Origin of the sequence: Gordonia neofelifaecis NRRL B-59395 (assembly GCF_000192435.1) — a bacterium.
In the GTDB taxonomy this organism is placed as follows: Bacteria; Actinomycetota; Actinomycetes; order Mycobacteriales; family Mycobacteriaceae; genus Gordonia; species Gordonia neofelifaecis.
In genome coordinates this window covers 1-22969 of the sequence record NZ_AEUD01000016.1, presented here as the reverse complement: position 1 = coordinate 22969, position 22969 = coordinate 1, and the positions used below count along the sequence as shown (strand labels likewise).

The 22969-nt window shown below is 68.8% G+C and carries 19 protein-coding genes; 13 read left to right on the top strand and 6 right to left on the bottom strand.

The features are described from left to right. The first annotated feature begins 25 nt into the window (after positions 1-25). The gene (locus SCNU_RS16255) at positions 26-1474 is read left to right on the top strand and encodes a carotenoid oxygenase family protein (RefSeq protein ID WP_009680493.1); all 1449 of its coding nucleotides are present in this window, start codon (positions 26-28) and stop codon (positions 1472-1474) included. 41 nt (positions 1475-1515) lie between these two features. Further along, positions 1516-2595, top strand: coding sequence for an NAD(P)H-dependent amine dehydrogenase family protein (locus tag SCNU_RS16250; RefSeq protein WP_009680492.1), 1080 nt, complete (start codon positions 1516-1518; stop codon positions 2593-2595). A 7-nt stretch (positions 2596-2602) separates the two neighbouring features. Here SCNU_RS16250 and SCNU_RS16245 read toward each other — a convergent pair whose 3' ends face one another. Next, the gene (locus tag SCNU_RS16245; RefSeq protein ID WP_009680491.1) at positions 2603-4111 is read right to left on the bottom strand and encodes a glutamate-cysteine ligase family protein; all 1509 of its coding nucleotides are present in this window, start codon (positions 4109-4111) and stop codon (positions 2603-2605) included. 74 nt (positions 4112-4185) lie between these two features. Here SCNU_RS16245 and SCNU_RS16240 point away from each other — a divergent pair, with 74 nt between their 5' ends. The 4 genes from SCNU_RS16240 (at position 4186) to purM (ending at position 8389) form a co-directional block, all read left to right on the top strand. Further along, positions 4186-5052, top strand: coding sequence for a PHP domain-containing protein (locus SCNU_RS16240; protein ID WP_009680490.1), 867 nt, complete (start codon positions 4186-4188; stop codon positions 5050-5052). Positions 5053-5097: 45 nt separating this feature from the next. Continuing rightward, the gene (locus SCNU_RS16235) at positions 5098-5490 is read left to right on the top strand and encodes a sterol carrier family protein (RefSeq protein WP_040518669.1); all 393 of its coding nucleotides are present in this window, start codon (positions 5098-5100) and stop codon (positions 5488-5490) included. A gap of 112 nt (positions 5491-5602) precedes the next feature. Further along, positions 5603-7189: an amidophosphoribosyltransferase gene (gene purF / locus SCNU_RS16230; RefSeq protein WP_420795027.1), complete on the top strand. Its 1587-nt coding sequence runs from the start codon at positions 5603-5605 to the stop codon at positions 7187-7189. 114 nt (positions 7190-7303) lie between these two features. Continuing rightward, a complete protein-coding gene (gene purM, locus SCNU_RS16225; protein WP_009680487.1) occupies positions 7304-8389 on the top strand; it encodes a phosphoribosylformylglycinamidine cyclo-ligase in 1086 nt (361 codons plus the stop codon). Positions 8390-8702: 313 nt separating this feature from the next. Here purM and SCNU_RS20240 read toward each other — a convergent pair whose 3' ends face one another. The 3 genes from SCNU_RS20240 to SCNU_RS16215 form a co-directional block, all read right to left on the bottom strand. Then, positions 8703-8885 (bottom strand): DUF3073 domain-containing protein, encoded by a 183-nt coding sequence (locus SCNU_RS20240; RefSeq protein ID WP_009680486.1) that lies wholly within the window; start codon positions 8883-8885, stop codon positions 8703-8705. Positions 8886-9058: 173 nt separating this feature from the next. After that, positions 9059-10231: a CAF17-like 4Fe-4S cluster assembly/insertion protein YgfZ gene (gene ygfZ, locus SCNU_RS16220; protein WP_009680485.1), complete on the bottom strand. Its 1173-nt coding sequence runs from the start codon at positions 10229-10231 to the stop codon at positions 9059-9061. Between the two features lie 55 nt (positions 10232-10286). Then, positions 10287-12194, bottom strand: a complete 1908-nt coding sequence (locus tag SCNU_RS16215; protein WP_009680484.1) for a flavin-containing monooxygenase — start codon at positions 12192-12194, stop codon at positions 10287-10289. Positions 12195-12362: 168 nt separating this feature from the next. Here SCNU_RS16215 and SCNU_RS16210 point away from each other — a divergent pair, with 168 nt between their 5' ends. Both SCNU_RS16210 and SCNU_RS16205 read left to right on the top strand, forming a co-directional pair. Continuing rightward, positions 12363-13295, top strand: coding sequence for an SDR family oxidoreductase (locus SCNU_RS16210; protein ID WP_009680483.1), 933 nt, complete (start codon positions 12363-12365; stop codon positions 13293-13295). Beyond that, positions 13292-14275: an alpha/beta hydrolase gene (locus tag SCNU_RS16205; protein WP_009680482.1), complete on the top strand. Its 984-nt coding sequence runs from the start codon at positions 13292-13294 to the stop codon at positions 14273-14275. Before SCNU_RS16210 ends, SCNU_RS16205 begins: the two co-directional genes overlap by 4 nt. A 16-nt stretch (positions 14276-14291) precedes the next feature. Here the strand turns inward: SCNU_RS16205 and SCNU_RS16200 are convergent, their stop codons facing one another. Further along, positions 14292-14897 (bottom strand): TetR/AcrR family transcriptional regulator, encoded by a 606-nt coding sequence (locus SCNU_RS16200; protein WP_040518668.1) that lies wholly within the window; start codon positions 14895-14897, stop codon positions 14292-14294. A 117-nt stretch (positions 14898-15014) separates the two neighbouring features. Further along, positions 15015-15872, bottom strand: a complete 858-nt coding sequence (locus tag SCNU_RS16195) for an SDR family NAD(P)-dependent oxidoreductase (RefSeq protein ID WP_009680480.1) — start codon at positions 15870-15872, stop codon at positions 15015-15017. Between the two features lie 112 nt (positions 15873-15984). On the opposite strand from SCNU_RS16195, the gene SCNU_RS16190 reads away from it, so the two are divergent. From SCNU_RS16190 to cydC, 5 genes are all read left to right on the top strand, one after another. Beyond that, the gene (locus tag SCNU_RS16190; protein ID WP_009680479.1) at positions 15985-16839 is read left to right on the top strand and encodes an aminodeoxychorismate lyase; all 855 of its coding nucleotides are present in this window, start codon (positions 15985-15987) and stop codon (positions 16837-16839) included. A gap of 99 nt (positions 16840-16938) precedes the next feature. Then, positions 16939-18498: a cytochrome ubiquinol oxidase subunit I gene (locus SCNU_RS16185; RefSeq protein WP_009680478.1), complete on the top strand. Its 1560-nt coding sequence runs from the start codon at positions 16939-16941 to the stop codon at positions 18496-18498. Between the two features lie 11 nt (positions 18499-18509). Then, positions 18510-19553, top strand: a complete 1044-nt coding sequence (cydB, locus tag SCNU_RS16180; protein WP_009680477.1) for a cytochrome d ubiquinol oxidase subunit II — start codon at positions 18510-18512, stop codon at positions 19551-19553. Next, positions 19550-21250, top strand: coding sequence for a thiol reductant ABC exporter subunit CydD (gene cydD / locus SCNU_RS16175; protein WP_009680476.1), 1701 nt, complete (start codon positions 19550-19552; stop codon positions 21248-21250). The genes cydB and cydD overlap by 4 nt, the downstream gene beginning before the upstream one ends. A gap of 16 nt (positions 21251-21266) precedes the next feature. Continuing rightward, positions 21267-22901 (top strand): thiol reductant ABC exporter subunit CydC, encoded by a 1635-nt coding sequence (cydC, locus tag SCNU_RS16170; protein ID WP_040518682.1) that lies wholly within the window; start codon positions 21267-21269, stop codon positions 22899-22901. The last annotated feature ends 68 nt before the right edge of the window (positions 22902-22969 follow it).

The window sequence follows — 22969 nt, the reverse complement described above, 5'->3', positions numbered from 1 at the left end:
TATAGGCAATCCGGAGGTGAGCGGAATGAGTACCAATCGATTCCTGGCCGGCGAGTTCGAGCCGGTCCGCGCCGAATACACCGAACACGACCTCGCGGTCACCGGGACACTTCCCGACTGGCTCGACGGGCGCTATCTGCGCAACGGACCGAACCCGATCGCGGACGTGGACCCCGACACGTACAACTGGTTCACCGGGGACGGGATGGTCCACGGCATCCGGCTCGCGGGCGGCGAGGCGCTCTGGTATCGCAACCGCTGGGTCGATTCGGAGTCGACGCAGCGGCGTCTGAATCGGCAGGCACCCGACGTCGCGGGCCGGTCGATCATGCGCGGCATCGGGGCCAACACCAACGTCATCGGCTTCGGCGGGCGCACGCTGGCGCTGGTGGAAGCCGGTCTGCCCTGCGCGGAACTGTCCGACGAACTCGAGACGCTCGACGTCTGGGACTTCGACGGAACCGTTCGCGGCGGCTACACCGCGCACCCGCTGGAAGATCCGGTGACGTGTGAACTGCACGCGGTGAGTTACCACTTCGGCATGGGGGACAAAGTCCGGTACTCCGTGATCGGGACCGACGGACGACTCCGGCGGCACGTCGACATCACGGTCGGCGGCAGCCCGATGATGCATGCGTTCTCGCTCACCGAATCGACCGTCGTCGTCTACGACCTCCCGGTCACCTTCGATGCGGAAGCGGCGACGACGGCGACCGTGCCGCGCGGCGTGCGACCGCTCGCCAGGCTGGCGATGTCGGCGCTCGTCGGCCGGGTGCCGACGCCGCACGCGATCGCCTCGCGCCTCCCGCCCGGTCGGCCGGGCGCATTGCCGTACCGCTGGGACCCGGACTATCGCGCGCGGGTGGGGCTGATGCCGCGGGAGGGTGACGACGCCGACGTCGTCTGGATCGACGTCGATCCCTGCTACGTGTACCACCCGCTGAACGCGCATGACGTCGTCGGCGGCGTCGTCGTGGATCTGGTCGTGCACGACCGCACGTTCGACCGCGACCGGACCGGGCCGTCCGAGGGCAGGCAGCATCTGGAGCGGTGGACGATCGACCGCGAGCGACGCACGTGCAGGCGAGAACGACTGTGGGATGCGGCGGTCGAGTTCCCGCGCATGGACGACCGCTTCACCGGCCGCGCGCACGACTCGGGCTGGCTGGTCGGCAGTGAAGACGGCGGAATGTTCGGCTCACTGCTCGCACGAGTGGCCGCAAGCGGCGGTGGGCCGGTCGTCCGACGATTCGCCGACGGTGTCACGCTCGGCGAGTTCACCTTCGTCCCGCGGGCCGACGACGCGGTGCAGGGCGACGGCGCCGTCGTCGGGTTCGTCACCGATCTCGCGGCGAACTCGACCAGCTTGGCCGTGCTCGACGCACAGACCCTGGAGGACATCGCTTCGGTACGACTGCCGCATCGGGTTCCCGCCGGGTTCCACGGCAATTGGCTGCCGACGACCTCGCAGTGAACCGCCGCGCGCCGGGCGGTGGACCCGATAGCGTGGCGCGCATGACGCTGAAGGTCGTGGAGTGGTCGACGGGCACGGTGGGCAGGCATGCGATCGCGGGGATCGACGCCCATCCCGAGCTGGAGTTGGTCGGCGTGTGGGTGTCGGATCCCGCGAAGGTGGGCCGGGACGCCGGGCGTCTCGCCGGGCTGGACCGCGACCTCGGGGTGATCGCCACCGACGATCGGGAGGCGCTGATCGAACTGCGGCCCGACGCCATCGTGCACACGGCGATGACAGACGACCGGGTCGCGGAGGCGATCGCCGACCTCACGGCGTTCGTCGCGGCAGGCATCAACGTGGTGTCGTCGGGCCCGGTGATCCTGCAGTATCCGTACGGGGTGCTGCCCGACGAGATGGTCGAACCGATCCGCGACGCGGCCGTCGCCGGTGGCGCGAGCCTGCACGTCAACGGGATCGATCCGGGCTTCGCCAACGACGTCCTCCCGTTGTCGCTGACCAGCCTGTCGCAGGAGATCGACGAGGTCCGCTGCCTGGAGATCGCCGACTACTCCACCTACTACCAGCCCGTGGTGATGGGTGAGATCTTCGGATTCGGCAAGCCGATGGACCACCAGCCGATGCTTCTGATGCCGGGCGTGCTGTCGCTCGCGTGGGGGAGCGTGGTCCGCCAGATCGGTGCGGGCCTGGGTCTGACGTTCGACGAGCCGCTCGTCGAACGCCACGAGCGCGTGGCCGCCGACCGGGACTACGAGACGGTGTCGGTGCCGATCCCCGAGGGTGCGATGGCGGCACTGCACTTCGAAGTGGTGGGACAGGTGGACGGTGTCGATCGCGTGGTGCTCGAGCACTACACCCGGACTCATCCCGAGCAGTGCCCCGACTGGCCGCGGCCGAACGAGGGCGACGGCTGCTATCGCGTCGTCGTCACCGGCGAGCCGACGATGACGGTGGAGATGTCCCACCACGGCCGCGACGGCGACCACAACGTGTCCGGGATGATCGTGACAGCCATGCGGCTGGTCAATTCGGTGCCCGCTGTGGTGGCCGCCGATCCTGGTCTGGTGACCGCGCTCGACATGCCGCTCGTGACGGGCCGCGGCCTCGTCGGCGGGGCGTGAGCGGCGGCTACACCGACCATGCGTGCACGGGTTCGCCCTCGTGCATCAACGTCGCGTAGTCGTTCACCATGCCGCGTAGAGCCTGCGTTCGCGATTCGCCCGCGTCCTCGCGCGCCTGAACCGCTCGCCGCTGCCACACCGAGCCGGATTGCCTTGTGGCGCAACGCCCTTCGATGACACCGAGGTATCGGCGCTTGGCCTGCTCAGACAGTCCGTACGCCGTCAGTCCGCGTTCGGCGATCGGCAGCAGACGACGCAGGACCAGCTCGTCGGGCCGGATCCAGCCGATGTTCGGCCAGTACAGCTGCGCGCCGAAACCCCACCGGGCGCCTGCCGACAGATTCTCGTGGGCGGCGTCGAACGACATCTGCGACCACACCGGGAGGTCGCTCTCGACGAGGCCGCGCAGCAGACCGTAGTAGAACGCCGCGTTGGCCATCACGTCGACCACCGTGGGACCGGCGGGCAGCACGCGGTTCTCCACGCGGAGGTGGGCGTGTCCGTCGACGACGTCGTACACGGGCCGGTTCCATCGGTACACGGTGCCGTTGTGCAGTCGCAGCTCCTCGAGGTCCGGAGTGCGTCCGGCGTCCAGCTCGGCGAGTGGATCGACCTCGGTGGACACCGGCAGCAGGGCGGGGAAGTACCGGGTGTTCTCCTCGAAGAGGTCGAAGATCGTGTTGATCCACCGCTCGCCGAACCACACGCGCGGTCGTACGCCTTGGTTCTTCAGTTCCAGCGGCCGGGTGTCCGTGGCCTGCTCGAAGACGGGGATGCGGGTCTCGTGCCAGAGAGCCTTGCCGTCCAGGAACGGCGAATTGCCCGCGATGGCGACCTGCACTCCGGAGATCGCCTGAGCCGCATTCCAGTGCGCCGCGAAGTCTTCGGGAGCCACCCGCAGATGCAGTTGCAACGACGTGCAGGCGGCCTCGGGGAGGATCGAGTCACTGGTGGTCGTCAGGCGTTCGGCGGGCCCGCCCGGCGACATCGGGATCCCGGTGATGTCGAGTTCGAGGTCCTCGCCCCGGGCGGCGAAGATCTGTTCGTTCAGCAGTGCGTAGCGCGGATTGGTGGAGATCCACTGATGTGCGAAGTGCTCGCTCCCGAGTGTCGGCAGCATGCCCACCATGATCAGGTGGTTCCCGGTCGACGCCGCCCGGGCCTCGGCACGGTTCAACGAGCTCCGCAGGGCCTGCTCCAGTCCGACGGTGTCGGCGCCGACGAACGGACGCGGCGAGACGTTGATCTCGATGTTGAACTGGCCGAGCTCGGTCTGATAGGCCGGATCGGCGATGGCGTCGAGGACCTCGGTGTTCGCCATCGCGGGTTCGGCGTCCGAGTCGATCAGATTGAGCTCGACCTCCATGCCGAGCAGCGGTTCCGGAGGCCGGCCGTGATCGGTGAACACTCCGTCGGCGAGCATGCGCGCGATGGCTTCGGTGCCGCGGGACACCTGCGACCGGAAGCGCACCCGATCGGCTCCGCTGAACTTCTGGTGGCTCACTTCGGCGCCCATGGAGTCATCGTGCCCTGACCACTCACCGGCACGGGCCGGTTCGAGTCATTCGGCGTCGTGATTACAGTGTTCGCATGGCGCTCCCGATGACTGCTGACCTGCACACCCACACGGCGTTCTCCGACGGGACGGACTCACCGGCGCAACTGCTGGCGGCCGCGCGCGAGGCCGGTCTGACGACCATCGCACTCACCGACCATGACACCGCGGGCGGCTGGGACGAGACCGCTGCGCAGGTGCCCACGGGGATGCGCGTGCTCCCGGGGGCCGAGTTCTCCACCAAGCATCCGGACGCCGACGGCGCCCTGGTCTCGGTGCATCTGCTCGGCTACCTGTTCGACCGTCACGACGAGGGCGTCGCCGGCGAGTGGAAGCGGATGAAGGATGAGCGCGCGGGTCGCGGGGCGCGGATCGTCGAGAACCTCATCGACGGCGGATACCCGATCACGCTGGAACGGGTTCGGGAGATCGCCGGCGTCAGCAGCATCAGTCGCCCACATATCGCACGAGCGCTCATGGAGGCGGGAGCGGTCGAGTCGGTGGGGGCGGCCTTCGACGACCTGCTGCACGACGGCAGCCCCTATTACACGGCGCTGCGCTCCACGAGCCTCGCCGAGGGCGTCGCGATGATCTCCGCGGCGGGCGGCGTGCCGGTGATCGCACACCCGCGTGCGCGGGTGGCGGCTCGAGTGCTGACCGCCGACGTGATCGAGTCGCTGATCCCCGCCGGTCTCGCCGGTCTCGAGGTGCGTCACCCCGACCACGATGAGGCCGCCCGTTCGGAGCTGGCGGACATCGCATCGAATCTCGGTCTCCTGCAGACGGGGTCGAGTGACTATCACGGCGCCAACAAGGTGCTTCGCATCGGCCAGGAGCGGACGCCGGACGATGTCGTCGACCGGATCGTCGAGCTCGGCGCGGTGGCGCCGTTCACCGGATGAGTCCGGGCGGGGAATGGTGACCGGTCCGGTGACGTTGTCCCCTCCGTGGCACCACGAGACAAAGCTGATCCGGCGCAGACGCGGGCGGCCGTGCTGGCCGTCGCCGACTGGCTGCGCGACGACACCGCACCGACGCCGGGGCGGGCGGCGCTCGCGGCGGCCGTCCGGCTGACGGCGAGGACAGTCGCGCAGGACGCACCGGGGAACTCGGTGGAGCTGCGGGTGCCGCCGTTCGTCGCGGTGCAGTGCATCGAGGGGGTGCGGCACACTCGCGGCACACCGCCGAACGTCGTCGAGCTGGCGCCGCGCGACTGGCTGCTGCTGGCGACCGGCCTGCTCGACTTCGATGAGGCGCTGTCGGCGCACCGGGTCAGTGTGTCCGGTCACCGGGCGGGCGACGTCGCGGGCCTGCTGCCGGTGGTGCCGCTGAGCATGTGACCTGCGCGGCTTCGGCCGCGATGGATTTCGAGTTGTCCCGAGCGAAGCCGTAGACTGTGGTAACGGTAACGCCCGCCGAGCCCATGAAACCGGAGCGTCTTACGTGACCGAGATGTCGATTCACTCGCCGAACCTGCTCAATCAGACCGGATGTGGCGGATCGTCGCACCCGATTCCCGATGCGGATCAACCCGAGAACGAGCCCCGCGAAGAGTGCGGTGTGTTCGGTGTCTGGGCGCCGGGCGAAGAAGTCTCGAAGCTGACCTATTACGGCCTCTACGCGCTGCAGCATCGCGGGCAGGAAGCCGCGGGCATCTCCGTCGGCGACGGATCCCAGGTGCTGGTGTTCAAGGACTTGGGCCTGGTCAGCCAGGTGTTCGACGAGCAGACCCTCGCCTCGATGGTGGGGCATGTCGCCGTCGGCCACTGCCGCTACTCGACCACCGGTTCCACCACCTGGGAGAACTCCCAGCCGATCTTCCGCAACACCGCGGCGGGCAGCGGTGTGGCACTCGGTCACAACGGCAATCTGGTGAACACCGCCGAGCTGGCCGACCGCGCGCGTGCCCTCGGTATCTACGGGAACGGCGCGCACGGTGCTGCGACCTCCGACTCGGACATCCTCGGTGCGCTGCTGGCGCACGGCGCCGCGGACAAGACGCTCGAGCAGTCGGCGATGGATCTGCTGCCGACCGTCAAGGGAGCGTTCTGTCTCACGTTCCAGGACGAGAACACGCTGTACGCCGCCCGTGACCCGCACGGGGTCCGGCCGCTCTCGCTCGGGCGACTGGACCGCGGCTGGGTGGTCGCGTCCGAGACGGCGGCGTTCGACATCGTCGGCGCCTCGTTCGTCCGCGACATCGAGCCCGGCGAGCTTCTCGCCATCGACGCCGACGGCGTTCGCAGTCAACGGTTCGCCGAGCCGACGCCGGCGGGTTGCGTGTTCGAATACGTCTACCTGGCTCGTCCCGACAGCGTGATCCACGGTCGTTCGGTGCACTCGACGCGCGTGGAGATCGGCCGCAGGCTGGCCCGCGAGCAGCCTGCCGAAGGTGACCTGGTGATTCCGGTTCCGGAGTCCGGCACACCCGCGGCGGTCGGCTACGCCCAGGAGTCGGGCATCCCCTACGGGCAGGGTCTGATGAAGAACGCCTACGTCGGCCGCACCTTCATTCAGCCCTCGCAGACCATTCGTCAGCTCGGCATCCGGCTGAAGCTGAACCCGCTCCGCGAGGTGATCCGCGGCAAGCGGCTGGTGGTGGTCGACGACTCGATCGTGCGCGGCAACACCCAGCGCGCGCTGATCCGGATGCTCCGCGAGGCCGGCGCCGCCGAGGTCCACGTGCGGATCGCCTCAGCGCCGGTGAAGTGGCCGTGCTTCTACGGCATCGACTTCGCGTCGCCCGCCGAACTGATCGCGAACGGGTCGGACTCGGCCGAGGCGATGGTGGAGAGCGTGCGTCAGGCCATCGACGCCGATTCGCTCGGCTACATCAGCGTCGACGAGATGATCAACGCGACCGAGCAGCCGCGCGCGAACCTGTGCGCCGCCTGCTTCGACGGGAAGTACCCGATCGATCTCCCCGAGGAGACGACGATGGGCAAGGCCGTTCTTGAGAGCATGCTCAAGGGGTCGGTGACCGGCACTGATCCGTTGACGGCGGCCAACGACAACGTCAGCGCCGTGATGCGTCCTTAGTCCCTTTCCCGTCGCGTAGCGTGCCCGGATCCACCCCGCACTCAGGTACCGTGAGTGCGTCCCACCGCCCGAACGGCTGACCTTCAGCTGTCCAATTTCAGGAGAATCAAGAATATGACCGACGGGTCTGTCGACAAGCCGACGACCGGCGCATCCTATGCGGCAGCGGGCGTGGACATCGATGCCGGTGAACGTGCCGTCGAGCTCTTCGCACCGCATGCGAAGCGCGCGACCCGTCCGGAGGTTCTCGGCGGGCTCGGCGGTTTCGCCGGACTGTTCTCCCTCAAGGGCGACTACCGCGAGCCGGTCCTGGCGTCCTCGAGCGACGGCGTCGGCACCAAGCTGGTGATCGCGCAGGCGATGGACAAGCACGACACCGTCGGCCGGGACCTCGTCGCCATGGTGGTCGACGATCTCGTGGTGTGCGGCGCCGAGCCACTCTTCCTGCAGGACTACATCGCCATCGGCAAGGTGATCCCGGAGATGGTGGCAGACATCGTCAAGGGCATCGCCGACGGCTGTGTGGACGCCGGCTGCGCGCTGCTGGGCGGCGAGACCGCCGAGCACCCCGGTGTGATGGAGGACGGTCACTACGACATCTCGGCGACCGGTGTCGGCGTCGTCGAGGCGGACTCGATTCTCGGACCCGATCGGGTGCGCGCCGGAGACGTCGTCATCGCGATGGGCTCGTCGGGCCTGCACTCGAACGGCTACTCGCTGGCCCGCAAGGTGCTGCTCGACTGGGGCCACATGGATCTGTCGGGTCACGTGGAGGAGTTCGGCCGCAGCCTCGGTGAGGAGCTGCTCGAGCCGACGCGCATCTACGCGAAGGACTGCCTCGCGCTCGCCGCGGAGAGCGATGTCCGGACGTTCGCGCACGTGACCGGTGGCGGTCTGGCCGACAACCTGTCGCGCGTGCTCCCCAAGGGACTGTCGGCCGAACTGGAACGCAACACCTGGACGCCGGCGCCGATCTTCTCGCTGATCGCGCAGCGCGGCCGCGTGGAGCGCGTCGAGATGGAGCGCACCTTCAACATGGGCGTCGGCATGGTCGCGATCGTCGCACCCGAGGACACCGACCGCGCACAGGCGATCCTCACCGCGCGGCACGTCGACAACTGGGTGCTCGGCACCATCAAGCGCGGCGAGCCGGGCGCTCCCAGCGCCGCGACCCTGGTCGGAGATCACCCGCGCTTCTGAGCGCATAGACCTTCGAGCCGAACCCGGGCAGGTGCATCTCACCGGTCCGGGTTCGGCTCGTTCCAGCCTCCGGCGGAAATAGATCAAGGCTGTCGTTTGGTGCATCCTGGTGACACCGAACGACAGCCTTAGTCCTGGAGTCCCTTCCCGGGTTGGTCGAGCGGACCGTGCGCACTCGGCTGCGAACTGCGCGGGAGCAACACGAGAACCCCGCGTCGGCTAGGACGCGGGGTTCTTACGTATGTCAGGCATCATTCTCGGCGCGAGCGCCTGGGCTGATCGCCTGTACGAGCGGGCGTGTGCGACAGCGCCGTCAGGCGTGTCGCCACTCCTCTTCACTGTTCCAGCTCTTTTCGTCCGACCACGAGTCGTGTGACGACTCGTCGCTGCCACCAGAGAGTTCACGCTGGAGACTGTCGAAGTCAGTACTCGGAGCGGAGTACTTCAGCTGACGAGCAACCTTCGTCTGCTTTGCCTTTGCCCGGCCGCGGCCCATGTGGGACCCCCTCGCACAGTGACGGGGCGGCCAACGTCGTGGCGGCCCCGTTCTATTCGTTAATAGTTTTCGTACTGACAGTCTAGCGCGCAGTCCCGATTAAGTCTCATCGCCTGACCGTCCGAAATGGAAAACTCTTCTACCAGGTGCTTCCGTGGCGGCTCGGGTGTCGCTCAGCCGCGTCCGCGCAGACGATCGACGGCGGCGCGCCCCGGTGGCACCTGATCGTCCGAGGTGTACAGGTCGGCGTCGATGCGGGCGGTGGCCGAGGTGTCGGGCGAGTCGGCGTCCCCGACCACGAGTTCGGCGTCGACCGGCACGTTTCGCTTCACCAGGGCGAGCGCGATGGGTCCGTTCTCGAAGTGATCGATCACGGTGCCGACCCGGCCGACGGTACGACCGCCCGCGGTGACCGCGACTCCGGTGATCGGACGGTAGGCCGAGCTGCCGTCGAGGTGGAGGAGGACGAGCCGTCGCGGTGGTCGGCCGAGGTTCGCGACGCGCGCGACGGTCTCCTGCCCGCGGTAGCAGCCCTTGTCGAGGTGCACCGCGCCGCCTTCGTCGGGCCCGCCGATCCAGTCCACCTCGTGAGGGATGGTCCGCTCGTCGGTGTCGAGGTGCAGGCGTGGCCGGAGCGCGTTGACGCGCAGCGCCTCGTAGGCCCACATGCCCGCCGGTGCGGCGCCGGCGTCGGTCAGCAGTCGCCACCATTCGCGGAGATCCGGTTCAGGGACGACGAGGTCGACGACGGGCGTCGCGCCGTGCTCGCCGATGCCGGGCATCACGCGCCAGAAGCCGAGGGGCTCGTCGTCGTGGCGCAGTTCCGGAAGGTCCCCCGCCTGGTACGGCATCGCATCGGACGGCAGTGCGATGATCTCGGCGATCGGTCCGGTCAGCGCGTCGGGGCCGAGCAGGGTCAGCACGGCCATGTCGGGGCGAGCGGTCGGGGTGACCTTCGCCCAGAACACCATCTTCGTCAGGAAGTCGGCGAGCGACTGCCCGCGGGAGGCCTCCGTGTCGATCCAGGTGGTCTCGTCGATGTCGGTGAGGACGAAGTGGTCCTCGATCCGCCCGTTGCCGTCGAGAGACAGGTTCTCTGCGCTGCGCCGGTCGGCGAGATGGGTGAGGTGCTGCGACGAGATGGTGTGCAGCCACGTCAGTCGCTCGGGGCCCGACAGCTCGATCACCGCACGGTCGGACCGGTCGACGATCGCGGCTCGCGTCGTGGCGCTGCGTTGTTCCCCGAGCGGGTCGCCGTAGTGCCAGGCGACTCCCGGGCTCGGGTCGCCTTCAGGCGTGGCGACGGCGGTGGGGTGGGCGAGCAGGATCGGCGACTCGGCGGTCATGTCATCGAGTGTACGAGCCGGTTCGGACACGGGCGTCGGTGCTTTGCCGCGGCAGTCACCGGAGGATGAAATGAGCGACGTCCGGGGTCCGGTGCTGGTGCCACACGTCCACCAGCCGCCACGGACATGCGACGACGACCCGGCCGGTCTCGTTCCGGTAATAGGTGTGCGCGGTGGGGGTGTGCCGCCACACGGTGTCCTCCATCGACCGGTCGATCTGCGCGACGTAGTCGTCGTACGCCTGCGGTGTCACCTCGATGCTCCGCGCTCCGTGCACCTTCATCAGGTGCAGGCATTCGATCAGGTAGTGGACGGCGACCTCGATGCCGAAGTTGTTGCCCGCACCGTGACTCGGATTGGCGTTGGGCGCGGAGGTGATGAAGAGATTGGGGAAGCCCGGGACGGTGCCGCCCCGGTAGGCGCGCGGATTCCCCGACCACTCGTCGTTGAGGGTCCGGCCGTCGCGGCCGTGGATGTCCAGAGTCGAGAGGAAGTCGAGGTGGTATCCCGTCGCATAGACGATCGCGTCGAGTTCGACGAGGGTCCCGTCGGCGGTGACGATGCCCTCGGGCACCACCTCGGCGGGTTCGCCGGCCACCAGGTCCACGTGGTCGCGAGTGAGCGCGGGATAGTAGCCGCCGGGGTCGCGGATGATGCGCTTGCCGAACGGCGCGAAGTCGGGCGTGACGGCGTCGGCCAGCGCCGAGCCCGCTCCGAAGGTTCGGTCGATGTAGGCCAGGCAGTCGCGGAGCAGGAAGTCGTTGGCGGGGGAGATCGACAGGTGCGAAGCCGCCCAGTCCGGGTCGACGATCACCACCGGATAGGCGCTGTCGGCAGAGCCCCAGAACGCTTTCAGCCGCAGCCAGTTCGCGTAGTAGGGGAGCTCGCGGCACAGGATGCGCTGATAGTCGGGCACGTCGTCGGACTCCCGCTTCCGCGGCGCCACCCAGTGCGGCTGTCGCTGGAACTGCGTCAGATGCGCCACCTCGGGGGCGAGCGAGTCCACGAGCTGCGCCGCGGTGCAGCCCGCGCCGATCACCGCCACACGCTTGCCGGCCAGATCGATGGACGGATCCCAGTCGCCCGAGTGAATGCTCAGGCCGGCGAAGTCGTCGCGCCCGGGCACGTCCGGGAACTTGGCGCGATTGAGATAGCCGAGCGCGGTCATCACGACGGTGGCGCGCGCCGTTCCGGTGTTCCCGTTGTGGTCAACGAAGCCCACGGTCCAGAGTGCGGCGTCGTCGTCCCAGGTCAGTGATGTCACCTCGGTGCCGAATCGGGTGTGGTCGCCGATGGCGTACTTGCGGCCGAGCGCCAGCAGATAGTCGTGGTACTCGCCGCCCTTGGGGTAGTAACTCGACCAGTCGGGGTTGAGTTCGGAGGAGAGTGAGTAGTACGACGACGGCGTGTCGACGCCGACGCCCGGATACGTCTGCGTGGCCCAGGTGCCGCCGAGTCGGTCGCCTCGCTCGAAGAGCTCGTAGTCGAGACCCTCGTGTGTTGCGGCGATGGCCGCGGCGATCCCGGCGAGTCCGCCGCCGATGATCGCCAGACTCAGCGTCTCGGGCAGTGGTTCCGCCCGCGACACCACCGGGCGGGCCCGGTGGAACCCGCCCTGTTCGGAGAGCATCGGGAGGAACTCCTCGCCGACGGGAACGCCGAGGGCCAGCGGTGCGAGCCGGGCGAAGAGGGCGGTATCGCACTCGGTCGGCAGGTCGTCCGCGGCGTCCAGGGCGTCGAGCAGGTCATCGATGATCGCGGCGGCGGTCGTCGCGTCGGTGACGCCGGCCATCTCGGGCGCGGCAGGCACGTGCGTGACTGCGTCGCCGTAGCGGTCGAGTGGATCGGCGCTGCCGGTCAGCTGGGCGAGCACGGCGAGCAGTACGGCCGGATCGGCGGACTGCAGGTGTGTGCGCAGTGCTTCGGCAGCCGGAGCGGCGCCGGGGACGGTGTCGAAAGCCATCTCGAATCCTTGTCGGGGAGGTGCAGGTGGAGCCAGATTACAAAAACTGAACTATCAGTCTGGTTTTTACCTGAAAAGTCCACGACGTGGTCGGCGAATCGGTTAGGTTCCGTGGCGACGGGGCCGCGCAGTCGGCGCGTGCCCGGCAGACGAGAGGATTGTCGTCGAATGGATGAGCTGCGGTTCGACGGTCAGGTGGCGCTGGTCACCGGGGTGTCGACGTTCGGATTGGGATTGGCGTATGCGCGACGGCTCGCCGAGCGCGGGTGCGCGATCGTCGTCAACGACCTCGGTCGGGACTGGACGGGAGCGGCCAACGAGCCCGGGACCGTCGAAGCGGTCCGCATCCTGCGCGACGAGGGTGCGACGGTCATCGGTGTCACCGGCGACGTGGTGACCGAGGCCGATTCGATCGTGGCCGCCGCTGTCGACGAGTTCGGCCGGCTGGACGTGGTCGTCAACAACGCGGGTGCCGGCGGCTCGTTCGACACCCTGGTCGACGTGCACCTGCGCGGGGCGCATCGCATCGCCGAGGCGGCCTGGCCGCATCTCGCGGCGACCGGCGGGCGGATCCTGAACATCTCGTCCAACGGCAGTTTCGCGGCGCCGGCGATGCCCGGATACGCGGCGGCGAAGGGCGCGATCCAGTCGTTGACTCGCACTCAGGCGATCCTCGGCCGCGCCGACGGCATCCGCTCGAATGCGATCCTGCCCGCCGCCTGGACGCGGTCCACGGCCGGAATCGAGCAGCCCGGGTTCGGGGAGTTCCTGCAGAAGCACTTCCCGCCCGAGGCGGTCGCCGCGTTCGCGGCGTACCTGCTGCACGCCGCGACCGACGTGACCGGTGAGTGCTTCGCCGTCGGCGGCGGACTGGTGACGCGGGTGGTCCTGGCCGAGTCCGCGGGCGCGCTCGCCGCGGCCCCGACGCCCGAGGCGTGGCCCGCTCTGATCGAGCAGGTGCTCGATGACTCGGAGCTGACGGTGCACCACTCCATGTGGGAGCAACTCGACTATTTCGTCGGCCGGATGAGCCCCGACACGCGAGCGGACTGGGACGCCGTCCGGGTCAGTCCCGACACGGCGGCGAAGGTGACGGCATGACGGATCAGCAGACCGCTCCCGCCTGGCCGGGACTCGATGCGGACGTGGCGGCGTACCTGGGCGACCGCAAGATGGTGCCGATGCACGTGGCAGGAGTCGAGGCGGCCCGGGCCGCGTTCGAGGCACTGCCGCAGGCGCGCGGCCCCGAGATGCACAGCGTCGACGATCGGACGGTCGACGGGCCGCACGGTCGGCTGCGACTGCGGATCTATCGTCCCCTCGACGAACCGGCGCTGCCCGCTCTGGTGTATCTGCACGGTGGCGGGATGGTGATCGGCAGCATCGAGACCTTCGATCGAATGGCCCGACTGCTCGCGGAGGCGTCGTCGGCGGTGGTGGTCTCCGTCGACTACCGGCTGGCGCCCGAGCATCGGTATCCCGTCGCCAGCGACGAGGCGTACTTCGCGATGCAGTGGACCGTGGAGAACGCGGCCACGCTGGGCATCGATGCGCGACGGGTCGCGATCGGCGGCGACAGTGCGGGCGCCGCATTGGCCGCCGGGACCGCGCTGCGGACGCGCGACGAGGGCGGCGCGGCGATCGCCTTCCAACTGCACATCTACGCCGGCATGGGGCGCGACGACGATCACGACTCGATCCGCGAGTTCGCCGACGGGCCGATCATCACCGCGGGCGACTTCGCCTGGACCAAGGGCTTGTACCTGGGCGACGATCCGTCGACCGATCATCCGTACGGGGTGCCGTCGTTGGCGGAGGATCTGTCGGGGCTGCCGCCGGCGATCGTGGTGACGGCCTCGCACGATCCGACCCGTGACGGCTCGGAGAAGTTCGGCGAGCGGTTGCGGGCCGCCGGGGTGCAGACGGCCCTGCTGCGATACCCGGGCGTCTTCCACGGCTTCATCGCCCACACCCGCACGCAGTCGCGGGCACGACTGGCGATGGCCGAGGTCGGCGGGCTGATGCGAGCCAAGTTCGCGGTCGGACCCGGTTCCGCGGAGTGGACGCTCGACGGCGCTTAGTCCGTCGCCGGCGCGATCACTCCACGCGCAGGATCGCACACCATGAGTCGGTGAGCGTGGTGATCGCGCCCGCCCGGTCCATCGGCCACCCGCGCACCATCCAGGTGTTGAGGAACAGCTCGAGTCCGCTGATCAGCAGCAGCGCTCGGCGCTGCTGCTCGTCGTCGTCGAACCGCGACCAGAGGTCGGAGTTCGCGGTCAGGGCGGCGATGAACCGGCCGTGGTACTCGAGGTAGAACTCGTCGAACGGTACGGCTCCCGACGACTGGACGCGGAGGCCGCTGCCGCTCTGCTCCCACGTCCGGACGACGCGCTCGAGCCAGCCGGCGATCGCGTCGGTTGACCATTCGTCGAGGGCGCCGAAGTCCGCGTAGAGGGCCTCCGCGGCGTCCCAGACCTGGGTGACGATGGCCTTGACGATGGCGTCCTTGCCGGGGAAGTACGAGTACAGGGTGGCCCGACTCGCGCCTGCCGCCGCGGCGATGTCGTCGATCGTGGTGCCGCGATACCCGCGCTCGGCGAACAACTCCGCGGCGATACTCAAGAAGTGCGCCCGGCTGTTCCGCTTCTGCATCTCGCGGAGCGACACGCGGCCGGTGTCCTCGGTGCTTTCAGTTTCCATACTGAGAGTTCAGGTTACCGACTCGCCGAGCACAGCGCGCAAAACGCTTGTGCCGTTGGTTGTGACCACCTGACGGTCACAACCAACGGCACAAGCGTTCCCCGGCCTCTCGCCGGGTCAGTCGATCACGGCGGCGGAGAACACCGGCGGATCGCCGAGGAACGGCCGGTGCGACGGCGGCTGGTTGCCCTCGATGTCGGTGATCTCGTACTCCTGGGCGAGTTCGGCTCCGACCAGGACCTGGCCCGACCGCTCCATGCGCTTCGGGTCCCGCGACAGCGCGTCGATCACGCGCCCCGGGAACTCCACCGACTCCGCGGTGGCGACGAGGCCGTCGTACATGTCGGGGTCGGCGTTGAACGCCGCCATGTTGACCTCGGTCTTCAGCAGGCCCATCCACAGGGAGACGACGGCGACGTCGAACGGCTTGAAGTCGACGGCCATATCGTGCGCCATCTTGTCGACGGCGGCCTTGCCCGAACCGTACGCAGGTCCGTGCATGTAGCAGCTGCCGCCGAACGACGAGGTGTTCACGACGAGTCCGCCGCCGGTCTCCGACAGCAGCGGTGCCGCGTAGTACGTGGTCACGTAGGTGGACCGCAGGCCGACGCCGTGCAGGTCCAACAGACCGAGGCCCTTGTTCCAGAACGGGCCCTTGTCGGTGAGGCCTGCGGGGAGGGCGATGGCGTTGTTGACCAGGATGTCGAGACGGCCGTGCTCGTTGCGGATCCGCTCGAACAGGGCCTCCACCTGTGCGTCGTCGTTGTGGTCGACGGCCACGGCGACACCGGTTCCGCCGCGCGCGTCGATCTCGGCGGCCGTCTGGGTGATGGTGCCGGGCAGATCGGTCTGGCCGGCGGCGGTGGTCCGTCCGGTCACGTAGACGGTGGTTCCGGGCTGTGCGAGGGCGAGGGCGATCCCCTTGCCCGCTCCGCGGCTGGCTCCGGTGACGACGGCGATACGTTCGTTGCTCATCCCTCACGTGGTACCCGGTGCGGGCCGGTATCGGGACAGTTTTTCCCGATGGGTGGAATCCGGGCGCAGGATTGTCGGCAGCTTCGGCGTCGATCCATGACATCGTTAGTGCATGTCGTTCGTGCTGGTGTCGGCGGAAGCGCGGGTCCTGGAACCGGATTCGCCGATCCTGCACGCGGACGACCGCGGAATCGTCCACGGGGACGGGCTTTTCGAGACCATGCTGGTGCGCGACGGCCGGGTGTGCGGGCTGGACCGGCATCTGGACCGCCTCGCGCGGAGCGCGCCGATCGCCGGGCTCGCGGTACCGGACCGCGCACAGCTGATCGCGATGGTCGATGCGGGTCTGAGTCGTTGGCGTGAATCGTACGACGGCGAGGGGATGCTGCGTCTGGTGGTGACGAAGGGGCGAGAGCACGATCCTCGCGCAGAGCCGACCCGGTACCTGACGATCGCGCCGGTGCCCGAACGGGTCGCGGCCGCCCGGCGTGACGGTGTGCGCGCGGTGACGCTCCCGACGGCGTACGAGCCGGGTCTGGCCGCGCGGGCGCCCTGGCTGCTCGCCGACGTCAAGTCGCTGAGCTACGCGGTCAACATGGCCGCGCTCCGGCACGTCCGCGAGATCGGCGTCGACGACGCCATCTTCGTCTCGACGACCGGCACCGTGCTCGAGGGACCACGAGGGTCGGTGGTCGCCGTGATCGACGGGGGTCTGGTGACCCCGATGCGCGACGACGGCGTGCTCCCGGGGACCACTCAGGCGGCGCTCTTCGATCTGGCGGCACGCGAGGGGATCAAGACGTCCGAGCGTGTGCTCACCGTGCCGGAACTGTATGCGGCGGACGAGGTCTGGTTGGTCTCGTCGGTCACGCTCGCCGCGCGCGTCCGGCAGCTCGACGGCCGGGAGCTCGACTGCCGCAACGTGATCGGAGTCGCCGACTGGGTGCGGAGGTCGGCGGGGTCATAGGTCCAAGGGCCGTTGCCTCGGTCACGGGACCTTTACAACTGAATATCCGCTACTACCGTGTGTAGTAACGCCCAACCCTCGTGACGAATTGAGGTCGTAGTGAGTGTTGTAGACATATCCAGATGGCAGTTCGGTATCACCACCGTCTACCACTTCATCCTGGTGCCGCTGACGATCGGACTGGCTCCGCTCATCGCCGTCATGCAGACGGTCTGGCACCGAACGGGCAATGAGCAGTGGCTGCGAGCCACCAAGTTCTTCGGCAAGATCTTCCTCATCAACTTCGCGCTCGGTGTCGCGACCGGCATCGTGCAGGAGTTCCAGTTCGGCATGAACTGGAGCGAGTACAGCCGGTACGTCGCGGACGTGTTCGGCGCGCCGCTGGCGCTCGAGGCGCTGATGGCCTTCTTCCTGGAGTCGACCTTCATCGGTCTGTGGATGTTCGGCTGGGGTCGACTGCCGCGTCGCGTGCATCTGGCCTGCATCTGGCTCGTCGCGATCGGCGTCAACGCCTCGGCCTACTTCATCGTCGCCGCGAACTCGTGGATGCAGCATCCCGTCGGCGTCGAGTGGGATCCCGAGCGCGGCAGGCCCGCGATGAACAACTTCATCGCGGTGATCACCAACAACACCACTCTGGTCGCGTTCCCGCACGTCATCATGGGCGCATTCCTGACGGCGTCGACGGTGGTCGCGATCGTCGGGCTCTGGTGGATGGCACGCAACACCTACCGGGCGTCCAAGATCGAGGAGGCCGCCAAGCTCGGCGACGAGTCGATCATCCCGGACACCTCATCGCCCAGCCAGGTGGGCGCGTCGCCCGCACAGCTCCGGCACGACAACGCCACCCTGTGGAGACCGGTCAGCATCTTCGCGCTCTGGGTGGTGATCGGATCCGGGCTCGGTCTGTTCGTCACCGGCGACATGCAGGCGCAGATCATGTTCAAGCAGCAGCCGATGAAGATGGCCGCCGCGGAGTCGCTGTGCGAGACCGAGACCGGCGCGTCGTTCTCCGTGCTCAGCGTCGGCAGGCAGAACAACTGCGACAACATCGAGCACATCATCACGATCCCGAACATGCTCTCGTTCCTGGCCGACCACAATTTCAACTCGACGGTCCAGGGCGTCAACGAACTGCAGAAGCAGTACGAGGAGGCCCTGAACATGCCGGGCCAGAACTTCGCGCCCAACCTCTTCGTGACCTACTGGAGTTTCCGCGCCATGATCACCTGGGCTCTCGGCTCGGTGGTCGTCGCCTTCGGCGGGCTCTGGTTCCTCCGGAAGAAGCGGTCGGATGTGCCGAGATGGTTCGGCCGCCTGGTCCTGTGGATGCTGCCGACGCCGTTCCTGGCGAATGCCTCCGGCTGGATCTTCACGGAGATGGGTCGCCAGCCGTGGGTGGTGGTCCCGAACTGGGCCGACGCCGACGGTGATCCGCTTCGGATCCACATGCTCGTGCAGGACGGCGTCTCGAACCACACCTCACCCATGGTGTGGACCACGCTGATCGGTTTCACGCTCCTGTACGGCGCACTCGGTGTCGTCTGGTTCTACCTGGAGCGGCGCTACGTGATCGAAGGTCCGAGCGACAAGGACGCCGCCGCGCCCGACGTCGGGTCGGACGACGACGAATCCGCCGAACTCTCGTTCGCGTACTGAGGAGGAATCCGATGAGTCTTGAGAACTTCTGGTTTCTGGTCATCGCCGTCCTGTTCACGATGTACTTCGTCCTCGAGGGCTTCGACTTCGGCGTCGGAATGCTCATGTCGTTCCTCGGCAGGCACTCGGAACCGGACGGCGACAAGCGGCGACGGGTGCTGTTGAACACGATCGGCCCGGTCTGGGACGGCAACGAGGTTTGGCTGCTGACCGGCGGCGGAGCGCTCTTCGCCGCGTTCGGCGGCTGGTACGCGACGATGTTCTCCGCGTTCTACCTGCCGCTGTTCCTGATCTTGATCGGACTGATCGTCCGCGTCGTCGCCATCGAGTGGCGCGGCAAGATCAACGATGTGCGGTGGCGCCGGTGGTGCGACGTCGGCATCGGCCTCGGCTCCTGGATCCCCGCGATCCTGTGGGGTGTGGCCTTCGCCAACGTGGTCCGCGGTCTGCCCATCGACGCCGACCATCAGTACACGGGCGGCTTCTTCAACCTGCTGAACCCGTACGCCCTGCTCGGCGGCGCGACGACCTTGCTGGCGTTCCTCACGCACGGCGCCGTGTTCGTGGCACTCAAGACGTCCGGGCAGATGCGCGACGACGCCCAGACGTTCGCCGCGCGGCTCGCGATCCCGACCGCCGTGGTCGCCGCGGCGTTCCTGATCTGGACGCAGTTGGCGTACGGCGAGGCGTGGACCTGGGCGATCGTCGTGATCGCGGCCGTCGCCGCGGTCGGCATGGTGGTCGCCACCGCGGCGCGTCGTGAGGGCTGGGCGTTCGTCGCGACCTGCATCGCGATCGCCGGCACGATCGCCATGCTCTTCGGCTCGCTGTTCCCGGACGTGCTGCCGTCGACCACCGACGCCGCGTACGACCTGACGGTCGCGAACACGTCGTCGAGCCATTACACGCTCGTCATCATGACGTGGGCCGCGGCGATCATGACGCCGGTCGTGATCGCGTACCAGGGCTACAGCTACTGGATCTTCCGCAAGCGGTTGTCCGTGGATCAGATCCCGCCCTCGATCGGCCTGCCGCTGCAGAGCACCCGTAAGTGACCGAGGGGACGGACTCGCCACGTCGCCGGCCGCCGCTCGATCCGCGACTGCTCCGAGCATCGCGATCGGCGCGGCGGCACGTGGTCGCGACCGCCGCGTTCGCGGTCGGCAACGTGGTCGCCGTCGTGGTATCCGCGATCGCGCTCGCGGGACTGCTGTCGGAGCTGATCGTCGACCCCGCCCGCCGGAACTTCGGCGATCAGGCGGTGCACCTGACAGTCCTGGCGGTGGCGCTCACGGCGCGTGCGGCGATGACCTACTTCGGCGACCGCGTGGCGCGCCGGTCGGCGCACGCCACGATCGACGAGCTCCGGGTCGCCGCTCTCGACCGGCTCACCGATCCCGCACACACCAGTCCGCGCCGACTGCTCGCCGAGCGCGAGTCCGCGTTGACCGTGACCCTGCGCGGACTCGACCGGCTCTCGGACTATCTCTCCGGCTATCTACCAGCGTTGCTGGCGACCGCCGTGATCACCCCGATCATCGTCGTCGTCGAACTCTGGACGGACTGGATCTCCGGGGTCATCATCATCGTCACGCTTCCACTCATCCCGATCTTCATGGTGTTGATCGGGCTGGTCACGCGCGACCGCACGCGGCGCAAGCTCGAGGCGATGAGCAGGCAGAACGCGCAGCTCGTCGATCTGATGACCGGGCTGCCGACACTCCGCGCCCTGGGACGGGCGCAGGGGCCCGCCGGTCAGGTCGCCGAACTCGGCGAACGCCTCCGGCGCAGCACTATGGGCTCCTTGCGGATCGCGTTCCTCTCCGGTGCGGTCCTCGAACTACTCGCGACGCTGAGCGTCGCCCTGGTCGCCGTCAGCATCGGCCTGCGCCTCGTCTTCGGCGAGATGAGTCTGTACGCGGGCGTGCTCGCGCTGGTGCTGGCACCGGAGGCGTACCTGCCGCTGCGCCAAATCGGCGCACAGTTCCACAACGCCGAGGACGGGGTCGCGGCGTCCGACGACGTACTCGACCTGATCGACTCCGATCGCGATGATTCACGTGGAACCGCCGACGCCGCGCCGGTAGTCGTGCGCGGGGTGCCGGTGGAATTGGACGGACTCGGAGTGCGCGGCCGCGACGGATGGGCCCCGCGGGGGCTGTCCGCGACGATCCGGCCCGGCGAGCTCACCGTCGTCCGCGGGCCCAACGGGGCGGGGAAGTCGACGATCTTCGCCGCGTTGCTCGGTCTGCAGTCGCCCGACGAGGGGCGGGTGCTGATCGGCGGTCGCGACATCACGACGGTCGACCTCGACGACTACCACCGGCAGGTCGCCTGGCTGCCGCAGCATCCGGCGATCGTGCCGGGGACCGTCGCGGAGAACATCGAGTTGTTCGGCGGGCGAGAGTCGGCGGCGGTCGACGAAGCGATGCGCGCAGCGGCCTTCGAAGAGGTTCTCGCCGAACTCCCCGACGGGCTCGACACGATGCTCGGGTCGGGGGGAGCGGGCCTGTCGGCCGGCCAACGACAGCGTCTCGCACTGGCGCGGACACTGGCTTCACCCGCGCCCCTGCTGTTGCTCGACGAACCCACCGCGCACCTGGACGACGTGACCGCGGACCGGGTCCTCGACGCCCTGATCGGGCGGGCTCGATCCGGTGCCGCGGTGGTCGTCGTCTCCCATCGGGCCGCGGTCGTGGACGCGGCGGACCACGTCGTCGACGTCGTGAAGGAGGCCGAGGGTGTCCGCTGACCGTTCGCGCGATCCGATGCTCGCCGCACTCGCCTTCACCGGCATGCGCGGCCGGGCCCTGGTGGTCCCGGTGCTGCTCGGCGTCGCCGGCGCCCTGTCCGCGCTCGGACTCGCCGCGCTGTCGGCGTGGCTGATCACCCGTGCCTGGCAGATGCCGCCCGTGCTCTATCTGTCCGTCGCTGTGACCGGCGTCCGTGCGCTCGGCATCTCCCGCGGAGTGTTCCGGTACCTCGAGCGCCTCGCGACCCACGACGTCGCCCTGCGCGCCATGGCCGACGCTCGCACCCGGGTGTACCGCGCACTGTCCCAGGGGACCGCGGGCTACACCGTCGCGCTGCGGCAGTCGGAGCTGATGGCGCGGACCGCCGACGACGTCGACGAGATCGGGAACGCGGTGATCCGCGGGTTGATCCCGATGGTGGTCGGTGCGGTGACCTCGCTGGCGGCGGTCGCGATCATGGCGGCCGTGTCGGTGCCGGCCGCGGTCGTGCTCGCGGTCGCACTGCTGGTCAGCGGTGTCCTCGCACCATGGCTGGCCGCACGCGGCGCGTCGAAGAAGGTCGCCGACGCTGCGCGGGCCCGCGAAGAGGTCGCTGCGGCGGCGTCGTCCCTCCTCTGGCACGGCCCCGAGCTGGCGGTCGGCGGGGTGCGGGGACGTGTGCTCGCCGCGGTCGCGGATGCGGACGGTCGTACCGCACGTGCGGAGAACGGTGGCATGCGCTGGCAGGCGGCGGCTCAGGCGGTCACGCCGATCTCGATGGGCGCCAGCCTGATCGGTGCGGCGATCATCGCCGTCCAGCTCGCTTCGGGGCTGTCGGGTTCACTGTCTGACGTCGCCTCCGGCACCGGCGTGACGCCGATGGTGTTCGGCATCCTGCTGCTCCTGCCGCTGTCGTCGTTCGAGACCACCGCGCCGCTCACCGAAGCGGGCATGGCGTGGGAGAGCGGCAGGCAGGCGGCGCGGCGGGTGCTGGCGCTCGTCGACGGCGCGTCGGACGGTCGGGACCGGTGGCCGGGCGAGCAGCGGGATCCGGCGATCGACCGTCGGCCGCGGACGCTGACCGCGGAGTCGCTGGTGTGGGGATGGACCAAGCCGCTGGGCGAGATCGACCTGCGCGTCGCGCCCGGTGAGCGGCAGGTGATCGTCGGACCGAGCGGTGTCGGCAAGTCGACGCTGCTGATGACGCTCGCCGGGCTGCTGCCGCCGCTAGCGGGGACAGTCGACGTCGACGGCGCTGAACTGCGTTCCGGCGTGTGCTATTTCGCCGACGACGCGCACGTCTTCTCGACGACGCTCCGGGAGAATCTCCGCGTCGCGCGCGGTGACGCCACCGATGATGAGCTGATCGCGGCATTGGAGTGCGTCGGTCTGGGGGAGTGGCTGGGGGGCCTGCCCGAGGGGCTGGACGAGAGACTGACCGGTGGCGCCGGCGCGTTGTCGGGCGGTCAGCGCAGGCGACTGCTGGTCGCTCGCGCCCTGTTGCATCCGGCACCGGTGGTGCTGCTCGACGAGCCGACCGAGCACCTCGACGCCCCTGACGCGCACCGTCTGCTCGGGCTGATCTGCGGTGACCTCTTCGGCGACCGAGCGGTGGTCGTCGTGACGCACCAGGACGTCTCGTCAGTCGACGTGCCCGTCGTGCGGTTGTAGGCCAGTGCGCCCACCCTCCGCTCGTTGAGCCCGGATCCATCGATTGTTGGGGTGGCGGCTCGGGGATG

Excerpts from the sequence above, each read along its gene's own strand:
- SCNU_RS16255 (WP_009680493.1), top strand. The coding sequence starts at position 26 with ATGAGTACCAATCGATTCCTGGCCGGCGAGTTCGAGCCGGTCCGCGCC.
- SCNU_RS16250 (WP_009680492.1), top strand. The coding sequence starts at position 1,516 with ATGACGCTGAAGGTCGTGGAGTGGTCGACGGGCACGGTGGGCAGGCAT.
- SCNU_RS16245 (WP_009680491.1), bottom strand. The coding sequence starts at position 4,111 with ATGGGCGCCGAAGTGAGCCACCAGAAGTTCAGCGGAGCCGATCGGGTG.
- SCNU_RS16240 (WP_009680490.1), top strand. The coding sequence starts at position 4,186 with ATGGCGCTCCCGATGACTGCTGACCTGCACACCCACACGGCGTTCTCC.
- purF (WP_420795027.1), top strand. The coding sequence starts at position 5,603 with ATGTCGATTCACTCGCCGAACCTGCTCAATCAGACCGGATGTGGCGGA.
- purM (WP_009680487.1), top strand. The coding sequence starts at position 7,304 with ATGACCGACGGGTCTGTCGACAAGCCGACGACCGGCGCATCCTATGCG.
- SCNU_RS20240 (WP_009680486.1), bottom strand. The coding sequence starts at position 8,885 with ATGGGCCGCGGCCGGGCAAAGGCAAAGCAGACGAAGGTTGCTCGTCAG.
- ygfZ (WP_009680485.1), bottom strand. The coding sequence starts at position 10,231 with ATGACCGCCGAGTCGCCGATCCTGCTCGCCCACCCCACCGCCGTCGCC.
- SCNU_RS16215 (WP_009680484.1), bottom strand. The coding sequence starts at position 12,194 with ATGGCTTTCGACACCGTCCCCGGCGCCGCTCCGGCTGCCGAAGCACTG.
- SCNU_RS16210 (WP_009680483.1), top strand. The coding sequence starts at position 12,363 with ATGGATGAGCTGCGGTTCGACGGTCAGGTGGCGCTGGTCACCGGGGTG.
- SCNU_RS16205 (WP_009680482.1), top strand. The coding sequence starts at position 13,292 with ATGACGGATCAGCAGACCGCTCCCGCCTGGCCGGGACTCGATGCGGAC.
- SCNU_RS16200 (WP_040518668.1), bottom strand. The coding sequence starts at position 14,897 with ATGGAAACTGAAAGCACCGAGGACACCGGCCGCGTGTCGCTCCGCGAG.
- SCNU_RS16195 (WP_009680480.1), bottom strand. The coding sequence starts at position 15,872 with ATGAGCAACGAACGTATCGCCGTCGTCACCGGAGCCAGCCGCGGAGCG.
- SCNU_RS16190 (WP_009680479.1), top strand. The coding sequence starts at position 15,985 with ATGTCGTTCGTGCTGGTGTCGGCGGAAGCGCGGGTCCTGGAACCGGAT.
- cydB (WP_009680477.1), top strand. The coding sequence starts at position 18,510 with ATGAGTCTTGAGAACTTCTGGTTTCTGGTCATCGCCGTCCTGTTCACG.
- cydC (WP_040518682.1), top strand. The coding sequence starts at position 21,267 with ATGCTCGCCGCACTCGCCTTCACCGGCATGCGCGGCCGGGCCCTGGTG.